The sequence below is a fragment of the Pseudomonas sp. LAIL14HWK12:I1 genome (assembly GCF_003202095.1).
In the GTDB taxonomy this organism is placed as follows: domain Bacteria; phylum Pseudomonadota; class Gammaproteobacteria; order Pseudomonadales; family Pseudomonadaceae; genus Aquipseudomonas; species Aquipseudomonas monteilii.
This window is the reverse complement of the sequence record NZ_QJKG01000005.1, coordinates 56,863-71,551: the sequence shown is the minus strand read 5'-3', so window position 1 is coordinate 71,551 and position 14,689 is coordinate 56,863. Positions and strand designations below refer to the sequence as shown.

General features: G+C 63.9%; 13 protein-coding genes. All 13 read left to right on the top strand.

The window, feature by feature from the left end:
- Positions 1-25 precede the first annotated feature (25 nt).
- The 13 genes from leuC to D906_RS14240 all read left to right on the top strand — a co-directional run bounded on the left by leuC (position 26) and on the right by D906_RS14240 (position 14,665).
- Positions 26-1,459, top strand: a complete 1,434-nt coding sequence (leuC, locus tag D906_RS14300) for a 3-isopropylmalate dehydratase large subunit (protein ID WP_016715164.1) — start codon at positions 26-28, stop codon at positions 1,457-1,459.
- Positions 1,456-2,100: a 3-isopropylmalate dehydratase small subunit gene (gene leuD / locus D906_RS14295; protein WP_027615862.1), complete on the top strand. Its 645-nt coding sequence runs from the start codon at positions 1,456-1,458 to the stop codon at positions 2,098-2,100. Before leuC ends, leuD begins: the two co-directional genes overlap by 4 nt.
- Before the next feature lie 44 nt (positions 2,101-2,144).
- Positions 2,145-2,909 (top strand): class I SAM-dependent methyltransferase, encoded by a 765-nt coding sequence (locus D906_RS14290; RefSeq protein ID WP_019098754.1) that lies wholly within the window; start codon positions 2,145-2,147, stop codon positions 2,907-2,909.
- Positions 2,910-2,963: 54 nt separating this feature from the next.
- Positions 2,964-4,046, top strand: a complete 1,083-nt coding sequence (gene leuB, locus D906_RS14285) for a 3-isopropylmalate dehydrogenase (RefSeq protein ID WP_019098755.1) — start codon at positions 2,964-2,966, stop codon at positions 4,044-4,046.
- Positions 4,047-4,109: 63 nt separating this feature from the next.
- Positions 4,110-5,222, top strand: a complete 1,113-nt coding sequence (gene asd, locus D906_RS14280) for an aspartate-semialdehyde dehydrogenase (RefSeq protein ID WP_016715168.1) — start codon at positions 4,110-4,112, stop codon at positions 5,220-5,222.
- Positions 5,223-5,418: 196 nt separating this feature from the next.
- On the top strand, positions 5,419-6,423 hold the full coding sequence (locus D906_RS14275) for an aspartate-semialdehyde dehydrogenase (protein WP_027609514.1): 1,005 nt from the start codon (positions 5,419-5,421) through the stop codon (positions 6,421-6,423).
- A 71-nt stretch (positions 6,424-6,494) separates the two neighbouring features.
- On the top strand, positions 6,495-9,284 hold the full coding sequence (locus D906_RS14270; protein ID WP_027615861.1) for a FimV/HubP family polar landmark protein: 2,790 nt from the start codon (positions 6,495-6,497) through the stop codon (positions 9,282-9,284).
- Between the two features lie 99 nt (positions 9,285-9,383).
- Complete coding sequence (gene truA, locus D906_RS14265) at positions 9,384-10,238, top strand: tRNA pseudouridine(38-40) synthase TruA (RefSeq protein ID WP_025754981.1); 855 nt, start codon at positions 9,384-9,386, stop codon at positions 10,236-10,238.
- Between the two features lie 61 nt (positions 10,239-10,299).
- Entirely contained in the window at positions 10,300-10,920 is a 621-nt protein-coding gene (locus tag D906_RS14260; RefSeq protein WP_016715173.1) for a phosphoribosylanthranilate isomerase, read from the top strand.
- A gap of 219 nt (positions 10,921-11,139) precedes the next feature.
- Complete coding sequence (gene accD / locus D906_RS14255; protein WP_016715174.1) at positions 11,140-12,033, top strand: acetyl-CoA carboxylase, carboxyltransferase subunit beta; 894 nt, start codon at positions 11,140-11,142, stop codon at positions 12,031-12,033.
- On the top strand, positions 12,033-13,340 hold the full coding sequence (gene folC / locus D906_RS14250) for a bifunctional tetrahydrofolate synthase/dihydrofolate synthase (protein ID WP_025754982.1): 1,308 nt from the start codon (positions 12,033-12,035) through the stop codon (positions 13,338-13,340). Before accD ends, folC begins: the two co-directional genes overlap by 1 nt.
- Positions 13,324-13,989 (top strand): SPOR domain-containing protein, encoded by a 666-nt coding sequence (locus D906_RS14245; protein WP_025754983.1) that lies wholly within the window; start codon positions 13,324-13,326, stop codon positions 13,987-13,989. Before folC ends, D906_RS14245 begins: the two co-directional genes overlap by 17 nt.
- 118 nt (positions 13,990-14,107) lie before the next feature.
- Positions 14,108-14,665, top strand: coding sequence for a CvpA family protein (locus tag D906_RS14240; protein ID WP_016715904.1), 558 nt, complete (start codon positions 14,108-14,110; stop codon positions 14,663-14,665).
- Positions 14,666-14,689 lie beyond the last annotated feature (24 nt).

Sequence of the window (14,689 nt, the reverse complement as noted above, 5' to 3'; positions counted from 1 at the left end):
AAAGACGCTGATGAGGAACAGTCTGATGGCTGGCAAAACGCTCTACGACAAACTCTGGGAAGCCCATGAGGTCAAGCGCCGTGATGACGGCTCGTCCTTGATCTACATCGACCGCCACATCATTCACGAAGTGACGTCGCCCCAGGCCTTCGAAGGCCTGCGCCTGGCCAACCGCAAACCGTGGCGCATCGACGCCAACATCGCCACGCCCGACCACAACGTGCCGACCACGCCAGAGCGCAAGGGCGGTATCGAGGCCATCGTCGACCAGGTGTCGCGCCTGCAGGTGCAGACCCTCGACGAAAACTGTGACGAATACGGCATCGTCGAATTCAAGATGAACGACGAGCGCCAGGGCATCGTTCACGTCATCAGCCCGGAGCAGGGTGCCACCTTGCCCGGCATGACCGTGGTCTGCGGTGACTCGCACACCTCCACCCACGGCGCCTTCGGTGCCTTGGCCCATGGCATCGGCACCTCCGAGGTCGAGCACGTGCTCGCCACACAGTGCCTGGTCGCCAAGAAGATGAAGAACATGCTGGTGCGCGTGGAAGGCCAGTTGCCGGCCGGCGTAACCGCCAAGGACATCGTGCTGGCCGTGATCGGCAAGATCGGCACCGCCGGTGGCAACGGCCACGCCATGGAGTTCGCGGGCAGCGCCATTCGCGCGTTGTCGATGGAAGGCCGCATGACCATCTGCAACATGTCCATCGAAGCCGGTGCCCGTGTGGGCCTGGTAGCGACCGACGCCACCACCGTTGCCTATGTCGAAGGCCGCCCTTACGCGCCGAAGGGCGAGCAATGGAAGCAGGCAGTCGAATCGTGGAAAGACCTGGTGTCGGATGACGACGCCGTGTTCGACACCGTGGTCGAGCTGGATGCCAGCCAGATCAAGCCGCAAGTCAGCTGGGGCACCTCGCCCGAGATGGTGTTGGCCGTAGACCAGCGCGTACCGGACCCGGCCGCCGAAGCCGACCTGGTCAAGCGTGGTTCGATCGAGCGCGCCTTGAAGTACATGGGGCTGACCGCAAACCAGGCGATCACCGACATCCAGCTGGACCGCGTGTTCATCGGCTCGTGCACCAACTCGCGTATCGAAGACCTGCGTGCCGCGGCGGAGATCGCCAAGGGCCGCAAGGTGGCCGCGACCGTCAAGCAAGCCATCGTCGTGCCGGGCTCGGGCCTGGTCAAGGCACAGGCCGAGCGTGAAGGCCTGGACAAGATCTTCCTCGAAGCCGGTTTCGAATGGCGTGAACCAGGCTGCTCGATGTGCCTGGCGATGAACCCGGACCGCCTGGAGAGCGGCGAGCATTGCGCGTCCACCTCCAACCGCAACTTCGAAGGCCGTCAGGGCGCCGGTGGCCGTACCCACCTGGTCAGCCCGGCCATGGCCGCCGCTGCTGCGGTAGCCGGCCACTTCATCGATGTCCGCGAGTTGATCCAAGGGAGCGCAGCATGAAAGCCTTTACCCAGCACACTGGCCTCGTCGCGCCGTTGGACCGTGCCAACGTCGACACCGACCAGATCATCCCCAAGCAGTTTTTGAAGTCGATCAAGCGCACCGGCTTTGGCCTTAACCTGTTCGACGAATGGCGTTACCTGGACGTGGGCCAGCCCTACCAGGACAACAGCAAGCGCCCGGTGAACCAGGAGTTCGTGCTCAACCACGAACGCTACCAGGGTGCCAGCGTGCTGCTGGCGCGGGAGAACTTCGGTTGCGGTTCCAGCCGTGAGCACGCCCCTTGGGCGCTGGACGAGTACGGTTTCCGCAGCATCATCGCGCCGAGCTTTGCCGACATCTTCTTCAACAACAGCTTCAAGAACGGCCTGCTGCCGATCATCCTCAGCGATGAAGAAGTGGACGAGTTGTTCAAGCAGGTCGAAGCCAACCCGGGCTACCAGCTGACCATCGACCTGCAGGCGCAGGCGGTAACCCGCCCGGACGGCAAGGTGCTGCACTTCGAGATCGATGCGTTCCGCAAGCACTGCCTGCTCAACGGCCTGGACGACATCGGCCTGACCCTGCAGGACAGCGATGCGATCAAGGCCTTCGAAAGCAAGCACCGCGCCGGGCAGCCTTGGTTGTTCCGGGATGCCTGATTGATATAGCCGGCACAGGCAACAAAAATCTAAAGGATCGAGACATGACCAGCACCCAACACACCGACGTGGTCCAGCGCCAGTTCGGCGAACAGGCCAGCGCCTACCTCAGCAGCGCCGTGCACGCCCAGGGCAGTGAATTCGCCCTGCTGCAGGCCGAGCTGGCGGGGCAGGGCAATGCCCGCGTGCTGGACCTGGGCTGTGGTGCCGGTCATGTCAGTTTCCACGTTGCCCCGCTGGTGAGCGAAGTGGTCGCCTACGACCTGTCGCAATCCATGCTCGACGTGGTCGCCAGTGCCGCCGCCGAGCGCGGCCTGGCCAATATCACCACCGAGCGCGGTGCCGCCGAACGTCTGCCGTTCGCCGATGCCTCGTTCGAATTCGTCTTCAGCCGCTACTCGGCCCACCACTGGAGCGACCTGGGCCTGGCCCTGCGCGAAGTGCGCCGGGTGCTCAAGCCGGGTGGCGTGGCGGCGTTCATCGACGTGATGTCGCCGGGCAGCCCGCTGCTCGACACCTACCTGCAAACGGTCGAGGTGCTGCGTGACACCAGCCATGTGCGCGACTACTCCGCCGCCGAATGGCAGCGTCAGGTCAGCGAGGCTGGCCTGCATGTGCGCAGTCACACCCGTCAGCCCTTGCGCCTGGAGTTCGGCAGCTGGGTGGAGCGCATGCGCACCCCCGAGCCAATGCGCGTGGCCATCCGCCAATTGCAGCAAGCCATGGGCGAAGAAGTACGGCAGTATTACCAGATCGAGGCCGATGGCTCGTTCAGCACCGATGTGCTGGTGCTGTGGGCCGAGCGTTAAGCACTTTTCGGTGCGGCCCGTTTGGCCGCACCGCGTGAATGGATAGAGGAAAGCATGAGCAAGCAGATTCTGATTCTCCCAGGTGACGGTATCGGCCCGGAAATCATGGCCGAAGCGGTCAAGGTGCTGGAGCTGGCCAACGACAAGTTCCAGCTCGGCTTCAGCCTGGAGCACGACGTGATCGGTGGCGCCGCCATCGACAAGCACGGCGTGCCGCTGGCCGACGAAACCCTGGAGCGTGCGCGCAAGGCTGATGCCGTGCTGCTGGGCGCCGTGGGCGGGCCGAAGTGGGACAAGATCGAGCGCGACATCCGCCCCGAGCGCGGCTTGCTGAAAATCCGTTCGCAGCTGGGCCTGTTCGCCAACCTGCGCCCGGCCATCCTCTACCCGCAACTGGCCGATGCCTCGTCGTTGAAGCCGGAAATCGTCTCGGGCCTGGACATCCTCATCGTCCGTGAGCTGACCGGCGGCATCTACTTCGGTGCCCCGCGTGGCCAGCGCGAGCTGGAAGGTGGCGAGCGCCAGGCCTACGACACCCTGCCGTACAGCGAAAGCGAAGTGCGCCGCATTGCCCGTGTCGGCTTCGACATGGCCCGCGTGCGTGGCAAGAAGCTGTGCTCGGTAGACAAAGCCAACGTACTGGCTTCCAGCCAGCTGTGGCGTGAAGTGGTCGAAGACGTGGCCAAGGACTACCCGGATGTGGAACTGAGCCACATGTACGTCGACAACGCCGCCATGCAACTGGTGCGTGCACCCAAGCAGTTCGATGTGATGGTGACCGACAACATGTTCGGTGACATTCTGTCGGATGAAGCTTCCATGCTCACCGGTTCCATCGGCATGCTGCCTTCGGCGTCGCTGGATGCCGACAACAAGGGCATGTACGAGCCGTGCCACGGCTCGGCACCGGACATCGCAGGCCAGGGCATTGCCAACCCGCTGGCGACCATCCTGTCGGTGTCGATGATGCTGCGTTACAGCTTCAATCAGTCGGCTGCCGCCGAAGCGATCGAGAAGGCCGTGAGCCTGGTGCTGGACCAAGGCCTGCGCACCGGCGACATCCATTCGCAAGGCTGCCGCAAAGTTGGTACGCAGGAAATGGGCGACGCAGTAGTCGCAGCGCTGCGGAATCTGTAATCTCTCTGGCCCGCCACCCAAAATTCCCGGTGGCGGCCCACTTTTAGCAAAGGTGTAGTTGCGATGAAACGTGTAGGTCTGATCGGTTGGCGCGGTATGGTCGGTTCCGTGCTCATGCAGCGGATGCTGGAGGAGCAGGACTTCGACCTTATCGAGCCGGTGTTCTTCACTACCTCCAATGTTGGCGGCCAGGGCCCGAACGTGGGCAAGGATACAGCGCCGCTCAAGGACGCTTATTCGATTGAAGAACTCAAGACCCTCGACGTGATCCTGACCTGTCAGGGCGGCGACTACACCAACGAGGTCTTCCCCAAGCTGCGTGAAGCCGGCTGGCAGGGTTACTGGATCGACGCCGCTTCGTCCCTGCGCATGCAGGATGACGCGGTCATCATCCTCGACCCGGTCAACCGCAAGGTCATCGACCAGCAGCTGGACGCCGGTACCAAGAACTACATCGGCGGCAACTGCACCGTCAGCCTGATGCTGATGGGCCTGGGCGGCCTGTTCGAAGCCGGCCTGGTGGAATGGATGAGCGCCATGACCTACCAGGCAGCCTCGGGTGCCGGCGCGCAGAACATGCGCGAGTTGATCAAGCAGATGGGTGCCACCCACGCCGCCGTGGCCGATGACCTGGCTAACCCGGCCAGCGCCATCCTCGATATCGACCGCAAGGTTGCCGAGACCATGCGCGGTGATGCATTCCCGACCGAGAACTTCGGTGTGCCACTGGCTGGCAGCCTGATCCCGTGGATCGACAAGGAACTGCCGAACGGCCAGAGCCGCGAAGAGTGGAAGGCCCAGGCCGAAACCAACAAGATCCTCGGTCGCTTCAAGAGTCCGATCCCGGTCGACGGCATCTGCGTGCGCATCGGCGCCATGCGCTGCCACAGCCAGGCACTGACCATCAAGCTGAACAAGGACGTGCCGCTGGCCGATATCGAAGGCATGATCAGCCAGCACAACCCTTGGGTGAAGCTGGTGCCGAACCAGCGTGAAATCAGCATGCAGGAACTGACCCCGACCAAAGTCACCGGCACCCTCAACATCCCGGTTGGCCGCCTGCGCAAGCTGAACATGGGTTCGCAGTACCTGGGTGCGTTCACCGTGGGCGACCAGTTGCTGTGGGGCGCGGCAGAACCGCTGCGCCGCATGCTGCGGATTCTGCTGGAGCGTTGATCGTTCTGCTGTAATTAAAAACCCGCGCTGGCGACAGCGCGGGTTTTTTTATGCCTGGGGTGAGGTTTGCAGCGCCAGGCAGCCCTTACGCAACCCATTGCGACCCTTATCCGGCGAAAATACGGCCATCACAGACAAACCTCTACAATCCGAGTAAAGTGCCGCCCCCGCCGTTCTCAGCAAAAAGGATCCTTTCATGACACACCCTTTGGATATCGCCGTCGTCGGCGCCACCGGCAGCGTCGGTGAAGCCTTGGTGCAGATCCTCGAAGAGCTGGACTTCCCGGTCGCCACCTTGCACCTGCTGGCCAGCATGGAATCGGCGGGCAGCAGCGTGATGTTCGCCGGCAAGAAGCTCAAGGTGCGCGAGGTGGACAGCTTCGACTTCGCCCAGGTCAAGCTGGCTTTCTTCGCCACAGGTGCCGCAGTCAGCCGCAGCTTTGCCGGCAAGGCACTGCAAGCAGGTTGCACCGTCATTGACCTGTCCGGTGGCCTGGACGACGCCCTGGCCCTGGTCCCTGAAGCCAACGCCGAACGCCTGGCTGGCCTGGCGCTGCCGGCACGCATTGTCAGTCCGTGCTCGGCCGCCGTTGCCGTGGCCGTCGCGCTGGCACCGCTCAAGGGCCTGCTGGACATCGAGCGGGTGCAGGTAATGGCATCGCTGGCGGTGTCTGCACAAGGCCGTGAGGCCGTCAGCGAGCTGGCCCGTCAAACGGCAGAGCTGCTCAATGCCCGGCCGCTGGAACCGCGCTTCTTCGATCGCCAGGTGGCTTTCAACCTGCTGGCCCAGGTTGGCGCGGCCGACGAGCATGGCCACACGGCGCTGGAACGCCGGCTGGTCAACGAGTTGCGTGTGCTGCTGGGCATGCCTGAGCTGAAGATTTCCGTGAGCTGCGTTCAAGTCCCGGTGTTTTTCGGCGATAGCTTCAGTGTGGCCGTGCAGAGCCGTCGCCCGGTCGACCTTGAAGCGGTCAACCAGGCCCTGGAAGCAGCCGACAGCGTAGAGCGGGTGGAGCGTGATGATTATCCGACCCCGGTTGGTGACGCAGTAGGCCAAGACGTGGTCTATGTTGGTCGTGTACGTCACGGTGTTGATGAAGACCAGCAGCTCAATCTCTGGCTGACCACCGACAATGTGCGCAAAGGCGCCGCGCTCAATGCCGTGCAAGTGGCGCAATTGTTGATTAAACACATGCCGTAAAAGATACTGGCGAGCACTTTTGTCCTGCTCCGCATGCAGGTTTCGGGACGATTCATACAAGGGAAGAGGTCATGCTTCGAATTCGCAAACTGGTTCTGGCCATGGCTGCAGCATCGGCGCTGTCGTCTGGCATGGCGAATGCGCTGGGCCTGGGGGAGCTGACCCTGAAGTCGGCACAGAATCAGCCGCTGGACGCCGAGATCGAATTGCTCGATGTGCGCGACCTCAAAGCCGCCGAAGTGGCGCCCAGCCTGGCGCCACCGGAAGAGTTCAGCAAGGCCGGGGTGGCGTTTCCGACCTACCTCGAAGACCTGACCTTCACACCGGTGATCAACCCCAACGGTAAAAGCGTGCTGCGGGTTACCTCCAGCCAGCCGCTGCCAGGGCCAGTGGTCAAGTTCCTGGTTCAGGTGATGTGGCCGCAAGGCCGCCTGCTGCGCGACTACAGCGTGCTGCTTGACCAGGCCAAGGCCCAGGGCGACAAGCCGGCTGCTGGCAATGTGATGCCGGCCACAACCGGTGCCAGCAGCTACACCACCCAGCGCCGCGACACCTTGTGGCAGATTGCCGCGCGCAACACGCAAGGTGGCTCGATCCAGCAGACCATGATCGCAATCCAGGCGCTGAACCCGGATGCCTTCATCGGTAACAACATCAACCAGCTGAAGGTGGGCCAGGTACTGCGCCTGCCCGACCAGCAGCAGATCCAGAACATTCCGCAGGGCGAGGCCAACAGCGAAGTGGCCGAGCAGTATGCCGCCTGGCGTGAAGGCCGGCGCCTGGGCCCGCGTGCCCGCCAGCTCGACGCTACCCGCCGCGGTGCCGCCGAGGCTGCGCCGGCGCGCATCGCCCAGGGCGACAACTTGCGCCTGGTCAGTCCGGGCAATCAGGCCGGCCAGACCAAGGCGTTGAATGACAAGCTAGCGGTGGCCCAGGAAAGCCTGGATACCAGCCGCCGCGACAACGAAGAACTGAAAAGCCGCATGTCCGACCTGCAGAGCCAGCTGGACAAGCTGCAGCGTCTGATCGAGCTGAAGAATGACCAGTTGGCCCGCCTTCAAGCCCAGGGTGCGGCAGCGCCGGCGACGGCTGCCGCCGCCGCCAAACCGGTTGAGCGGGCGGCAACTGCCCAGCCGGCGGCCAAGCCCGCACCGGCTGCCGTCGATACAGCGCCCAAGCCGGTGCCGGCAGCCAAGCCTGCGCCTGTCGGGCAGCCGAATAGCGCGCTCGACCAGATTCTGGGCAACCCATGGCTGATCGGGATAATTGCCGGTTCCAGCCTGCTGGTGCTGGCACTGCTGCTGTGGCTGCTGGCGCGTAAGCGTAAAGCCCAGCAAGAAGCTGAAAAGCACCTGCGCATGGCACGGGCGCTGGAGGAAGAGCAGGGCACAGGCTTTGACACCGATACCGAGAGCCTCGATGGCGTCGAAGTTTCGGAGCCGAGCGTTACCCTGTCGCCAGCCGTGGTCGCCGCTTCAGCCGCCGCTGCCGTTGCTGCGGAAAAAGTGGCTGAGCCTTCTGCCGAGTCGGCGCCGGAAGCTGAACCGCAAGCCGACCCGCATGCCGCGCTGCTGGCGGAAGTTGACCAATGCCTGGCCGAAGGCCGCCTGAACCGTGCCACTGACCTGCTGGAGCCCGCCGTGGCTGCCGCGCCAGAACGTGACGACCTGCGCCTGAAGCTGATGGGCGTGTACGCCCGCCAGGGTGACCAGAGCGCGTTCGCCGAGCAGGAGCGCAAGCTGCCGGCCAGCGAGCAGAACATTGCCGAAGTCACCGGGTTGAAAGAACGTTACCCTGCCATGCTCGGCCTGGCCGCTGCCGGCCTGGGCGCGGCGGCACTGGCTGCCGAGATGGATGAGCAGTACGTGCAGGAGCTGCTGCACGATGAGGCCGAGGCGCCAGTGGTTGCCGACGTGGTGCCTGAGGAAGTGCCTGAATTCGAGCCGCAAGTGGAGGCTGAGCCAGAGGTCGTCGCGCAAGCGGAGCCTGAAGCCGTGTTCGAGCCAGAAACCGAGCTGGATGCCTCCGATGATGTGCCGACCCTTGATGTATCGGGCCTGGAAGCGCAGGGCTTCGATGAGCAGGATCTGGACAGTGCCTTCGACTTGAGCCTGGGTGAAGACCTGCCCGAAGAAGACCCGCTGGCCGCGCCGCTGCTGGACGAGGCTATGCAGCAGGAGTCTGTACCTGACGAGTTGGTCATTGCCGAGCCTGTGCTGGATGAGCCTGCATTTGAAGAGGCTCAGCCGGAAGAACCGCCGTTTGCCGTGGATGCCGAACTGCAAGCCGACGCTGATGCCGATTTCGAGGCCATGCTGGACCAGGCCGAGCCGCAGCCAGCCGTGGACCTGTCTGACTTCGACCTTGATGTCAGTGAGCCGGTTGCCCCGGCCGCTCCAGATGCCGTTGAAGAGGCCCCGGTGGATGTTGCCGCCGAACTGGCAGCCTTCGATAGCGAGCCGGCATTCGAACCGGTCTCCGACTTTGACCTGCCATCGGACTTTGACCTGTCATTGTCGCTGGAAGATGATTCGCCGGCGGCCAAGAGCTTTGCCTCGGAGCTGGACGACGTCAATGCCGAGTTGGACAAGCTGTCGCAGAGCCTGGAATCGCCCTCTCTGGAGCCGCATTTCACTGCAGAAGACGCGGTTGCGCAGCCGGATCCCGAGCCGCCACTGGACGACCTGGACTTCGACTTCTTCTCCGGCAGTGACGAAGTGGCCACCAAGCTCGACCTGGCTCGTGCCTACATCGACATGGGCGACAGTCAGGGGGCGCGTGACATCCTTGATGAAGTGGTCAAGGACGGCGACGACGGTCAGCGCCAGGAAGCCGAGGACATGCTCTCTCGCCTGGTTTGATATCGTCCTCAAATGAAGTGCACGTCAACGGCAGCCCTACACGGCTGCCGTTGTCGTTATAATCCCCGCCATTCCGTACACCCCACAGGTTTCAAGCGCTTGGACATCATCGACACCGCCGCCACCGAATCCGCGGCCGAAGGCTACTCCCGCATCGCCCTGGGCGTGGAATACAAGGGCGCCCGCTACCGCGGCTGGCAGCGCCAGGCCAGTGGCGTGCCAAGTGTCCAGCAGGCCTTGGAGCAAGCGCTGTCCAAAGTCGCGAACGAGCCGATTTCGGTGATTTGCGCCGGGCGTACCGACGCCGGTGTCCACGGCTGCGGGCAGATCGTGCACTTCGACACCCGCGCTGTGCGCGACGAGCGCGCCTGGACCATGGGCACCAACTTCAACCTGCCGCACGACATCAGTGTGGTCTGGTCGCGGTCGATGCCGGCCGATTTCCATGCACGCTTCAAGGCCTGTGCCCGGCGTTATCGCTACGTTATCTACAACGACCCGATCCGCCCGGCGCACCTGGCCGAGGAAGTCACCTGGAACCACCGCCCGCTGGATGTCGAGCGCATGGCCGAGGCTGCGCAGTTCCTGCTCGGCACCCACGACTTCAGCGCCTTCCGCGCCAGCCAGTGCCAGGCCAAGTCGCCGGTCAAGCACATCTACCACCTGCGCGTTACCCGCCATGGCCAGATGATCGTGCTGGACGTGCGCGCCACCGCGTTCCTGCACCACATGGTGCGCAATATTGCCGGTGTGTTGATGGCCATCGGTGCCGGCGAGCGCCCCGTCACCTGGGCGCGTGAAGTGCTGGAAGGGCGCGACCGCCGTGAAGCCGGGGTCACGGCCCATCCATACGGGCTGTACCTGGTGCAGGTGGAGTACCCCGAGGAATATGCACTGCCCCAGCGTTACATCGGCCCACACTTTTTGACCGGTTATGAGGCGTTGGCAGACTGACGGGCGAAAAGTCATTTGCTAACATCCGGCCTTTCACCGCAATAACCAAGGTTCGCTGTTCATGAGCAATGTTCGCAGCAAGATCTGTGGGATCACCCGTATCGAAGACGCACTGGCCGCTGCCGAAGCGGGTGCCGATGCCATCGGTTTCGTCTTCTATGCCAAGAGCCCTCGCGCCGTGGACGTGCGCCAGGCGCGTGCGATCATTGCCGAACTGCCACCGTTCGTGACCACGGTCGGGCTGTTCGTCAACGCCTCGCGTTGCGAGCTGAACGAGATCCTCGAAGTGGTTCCGCTGGACCTGCTACAGTTCCACGGCGACGAAACGCCACAGGACTGCGAAGGCTACCACCGCCCCTGGATCAAGGCCCTGCGTGTACGCCCGGGTGACGACCTGGAGGCGGCCTGCAAGCTGTACGCGGGCGCGCGCGGTATTTTGCTGGATACCTACGTGGCGGGTGTGCCGGGGGGAACCGGAGAGGCGTTCGACTGGTCTCTGGTGCCGGAGCGCCTGAGCAAACCGATCATCCTGGCGGGCGGGCTGTCGGCCGATAACGTCGGCCAGGCCATTGCCCAGGTGCGGCCTTACGCGGTGGATGTCAGCGGTGGCGTCGAGCAGGCCAAGGGCATCAAGGATGCCGCGAAGATCGAGGCGTTCATGCGGGCCGTGAAACAGGCGTGATGGCAGATGTGACGGCTGGCTGCGCGCCATCGTCCATAGCTTTCGCAGCCCTGCTGGGCAGCTGCCTGCACAGGCGGCAGAACAACACATTAGCGGTGGAGCGGTGCGCTGGAAGCCCCGGCGGCCGGTCCACCATCGTTTGATAAAAGATTTTGAGCTCAAGGGCAGGGCAGGGCCGGCGACACCGGCCCCCGCCTGCCAATACTGGAGAAAGAAAGCATGAGCAACTGGTTAGTCGACAAACTGATCCCTTCGATCATGCGTTCCGAGGTGAAGAAGAGCTCGGTGCCTGAAGGCCTGTGGCACAAGTGCCCGGCTTGCGAGGCCGTGCTGTATCGTCCGGAGCTGGAAAAGACCCTGGATGTCTGCCCCAAGTGCAACCACCACATGCGCATCGGCGCACGTGCGCGCATCGACATCTTCCTCGACGCCGAAGGCCGTGCCGAATTGGGTGCCGACCTGGAGCCGGTCGACCGCCTGAAGTTCCGCGACGGCAAGAAGTACAAAGACCGCCTGGCCGGCGCCCAGAAGCAGACCGGCGAGAAAGACGCCCTGATCTCCATGAGCGGCACCCTGATGGGCATGCCGATCGTGGTCAGCGCTTTCGAGTTCTCGTTCATGGGCGGTTCCATGGGTGCCATCGTCGGCGAACGCTTCGTGCGCGCGGCCAACTACGCCCTGGAAAACCGCTGCCCGATGGTCTGCTTCTCCGCTTCGGGCGGTGCGCGTATGCAGGAAGCGCTGATTTCGCTGATGCAGATGGCCAAGACCTCGGCCGTGCTGGCGCGCCTGCGCGAAGAAGGCATCCCGTTCATCTCGGTACTGACCGACCCGGTGTACGGGGGTGTTTCCGCCAGCCTGGCGATGCTCGGCGACGTGATCGTCGGTGAGCCAAAAGCCCTGATCGGCTTCGCCGGCCCACGCGTGATCGAGCAGACCGTACGCGAGAAGCTGCCAGAAGGCTTCCAGCGCAGCGAGTTCCTGCTGGAGCACGGTGCCATCGACCTGATCATCTCCCGTGGCGAACTGCGCCCGCGTCTGGCCCGCCTGCTGGCGCAGATGACAGGCCAGGAAACCCCGGAGCAAGCGCGTGAGGCGGCAGCCGTCGCGTGATGAAACAACGATCCCTGGGCGAGTGGCTCGCCTACCTCGAGCAGTTGCACCCCTCGGCCATCGACATGGGCCTGGAGCGGTCGCAGAAGGTGCTTGCCCGGCTGGCGCTGGGCAAGCTGGCGCCACGCGTGGTGACGGTAACCGGCACCAACGGCAAGGGCTCCACCTGCGCCTTCGTGGCCTCGCTGCTGCGCGCCCAGGGGCTCAAGGTCGGCGTGTACAGCTCGCCGCACCTGTTGCGTTACAACGAGCGGGTGCTGATCGATGGCCAAGAGGCCAGCGATGAGCGCCTGTGCGACGCCTTCGCCGCCGTCGAGGCGGCGCGGGGCGACATTTCCCTGACCTACTTCGAGATGGGCACGCTGGCTGCGTTCTGGTTGTTCTACCAGTCGCAACTGGATGCCGTGGTACTGGAAGTGGGCCTTGGTGGTCGTCTGGACACCGTGAACGTGGTGGATGCCGACCTGGCCCTGGTGACCAGTATCGGCGTAGACCATGTCGATTACCTGGGTGATACCCGCGAGCGGGTGGCCTTCGAGAAGGCGGGTATCTTCCGTCAGGGCAAGCCGGCCCTGTGCGGCGACCTGGACCCGCCGCAGCCGCTGCTGGACAAGGCCGCCGAACTTGCTGCGCCCCTTTTTCTGCGCGGCCGTGACTTCGACCTGGTAACCGCCGATGGCAGCTGGAGCTGGCGGGGTACGGGGACGGATGGTGCGCAGGTAGAACTGCGTGATCTGCCTTTGCTTGACCTGCCCATGGAAAATGCCACGCTGGCCTTGCAGGCGTACCTGCTGATGGGCTTGCCCTGGGACGCTGCGCAGGTGCGCCAGGCGTTGCTGGCTACCCGTATCACCGGTCGCCTGGACCGTCGCCTGCTGAACTGGCAGGGCAAGCCGGTGGAGCTGATGCTGGATGTGGGCCATAACCCGCATGCAGCCGAGTACCTGGCCCGGCGCCTGGCCGCCCGGCCGCTCAAGGGGCGCCGCCTGGCGGTGTTCGGCCTGCTCGCCGACAAGGACCTGGACGGCGTTGTCGCGCCCTTGCAGGGCCTGGTAGACGACTGGGCCGTGGCGCCGTTGGATACCCCACGTAGCCGCCCGGCTGCAGAACTGGCCACGGCCTTGACGAACCTCGGCGCTGCGGTGAAGTCTTATGCCAGCGTCGACGCGGCCCTTGAGGGGCAATGCGCGCAGGCGACGGCGGATGACCAGATCCTGCTGTTCGGTTCGTTTTTCTGTGTCGCCCAGGCGCTGGAATGGCTGCAGCGGCACACCCAGGAGGGTGAAGTAGATGGCAGTGCTGGATAAAGGGATGAAACAGCGCATGGTAGGTGCGCTGGTGCTGGTGGCGCTGGCGGTGATTTTCCTGCCCATGCTGTTCACCCGCGAGGACGAGATGCGCCAGGTGCATGTCGAAGCCCCGCAGGCGCCGGCGATGCCCAGCCTGCCCGAGGTGAAGGTGGAGCCGGTTGCCGTGCCGGAGCCGCAGGCCATCCCGGAAGAGCCTCAGCAACCACCTGTGGTGGTTGACGAGTCCACAACACCCGCGAGCACGCCCAGCCAGCCGATCACGCCATCGCCGCAGACCCAGGCGCAGGTTCAGCCGGCCAAGCCGCAGGCGCCAGCGCCCAAGGTCGAGCCGAAACCTGTGGCTACGCCTGCGCCGACCGCAGCTGTGGCAAAACCCGCTGCACCCTCGAAGATCGACGTCAATGGCCTGCCCGTCAGCTGGTCGATCCAGTTGGCCAGCCTGTCCAACCGTGCTGGCGCTGAAAAGTTGCAGCAAACCCTGCGCAGCCAAGGCTACAACGCCTATATCCGCTCGGCAGGTGGGATGAACCGGGTATACGTGGGGCCGTTGATAGAGCGGGCCGAAGCCGAGCGCACGCGGGATGCCATCAACCGCCAGAACAGCCTCAAGGGTTTTCTGGTGCGCTTCCAGCCTGAGCGCAGCTGAACAAGGTATTCGCGGGCTTGCCCGCGAATGGCTTAACACGAATCCACCCGACATTCCGCTTACTCCCAGCCCGCTGCTCTGGTAAAATGCGCCGCCTCAAACGTCTGCAGGCAACACCGTGGCATTTACCTTGGTTGATTGGGCGATCATCGCGATCATCGCCGTCTCCACTCTGATCAGTCTCAAGCGCGGCTTCGTCAAGGAAGCCTTGTCCTTGCTCATCTGGATCATTGCCGGTGCGGTTGCCTGGATGTTCGGCGGTTCGCTCTCGGTGTATCTTGAAAGCTATATCCAGACGCCATCGATGCGCGTCATCGCGGGCTGCGCCATTCTTTTCGTCGCCACCTTGCTGGTGGGGGCCATGGTCAACTTCCTGGTCGGCGAGCTGATCCGTGTAACCGGGTTGTCCGGCACCGATCGTTTCCTGGGCATGGCCTTCGGTGCCGCGCGCGGGGCCTTGCTGGTAGTGGTGGCCATAGGCCTGATCAGCCTGGGGCCGGTTCAACAAGACACCTGGTGGCAGGAATCACGCCTGATACCACAATTTCTCTTGGTCGCCGACTGGTCGAAAAACCTGATCCTGGGTTTCACCGGCCAGTGGACGCCCAGTGGGCTGATCAGCGCTCCGGCTGATCTTCCGTTCAAGGAACAGTTGCTCGGGCCGTCCAAGCCCTGAGCGCTATTCACTCAAGTTTCGTCA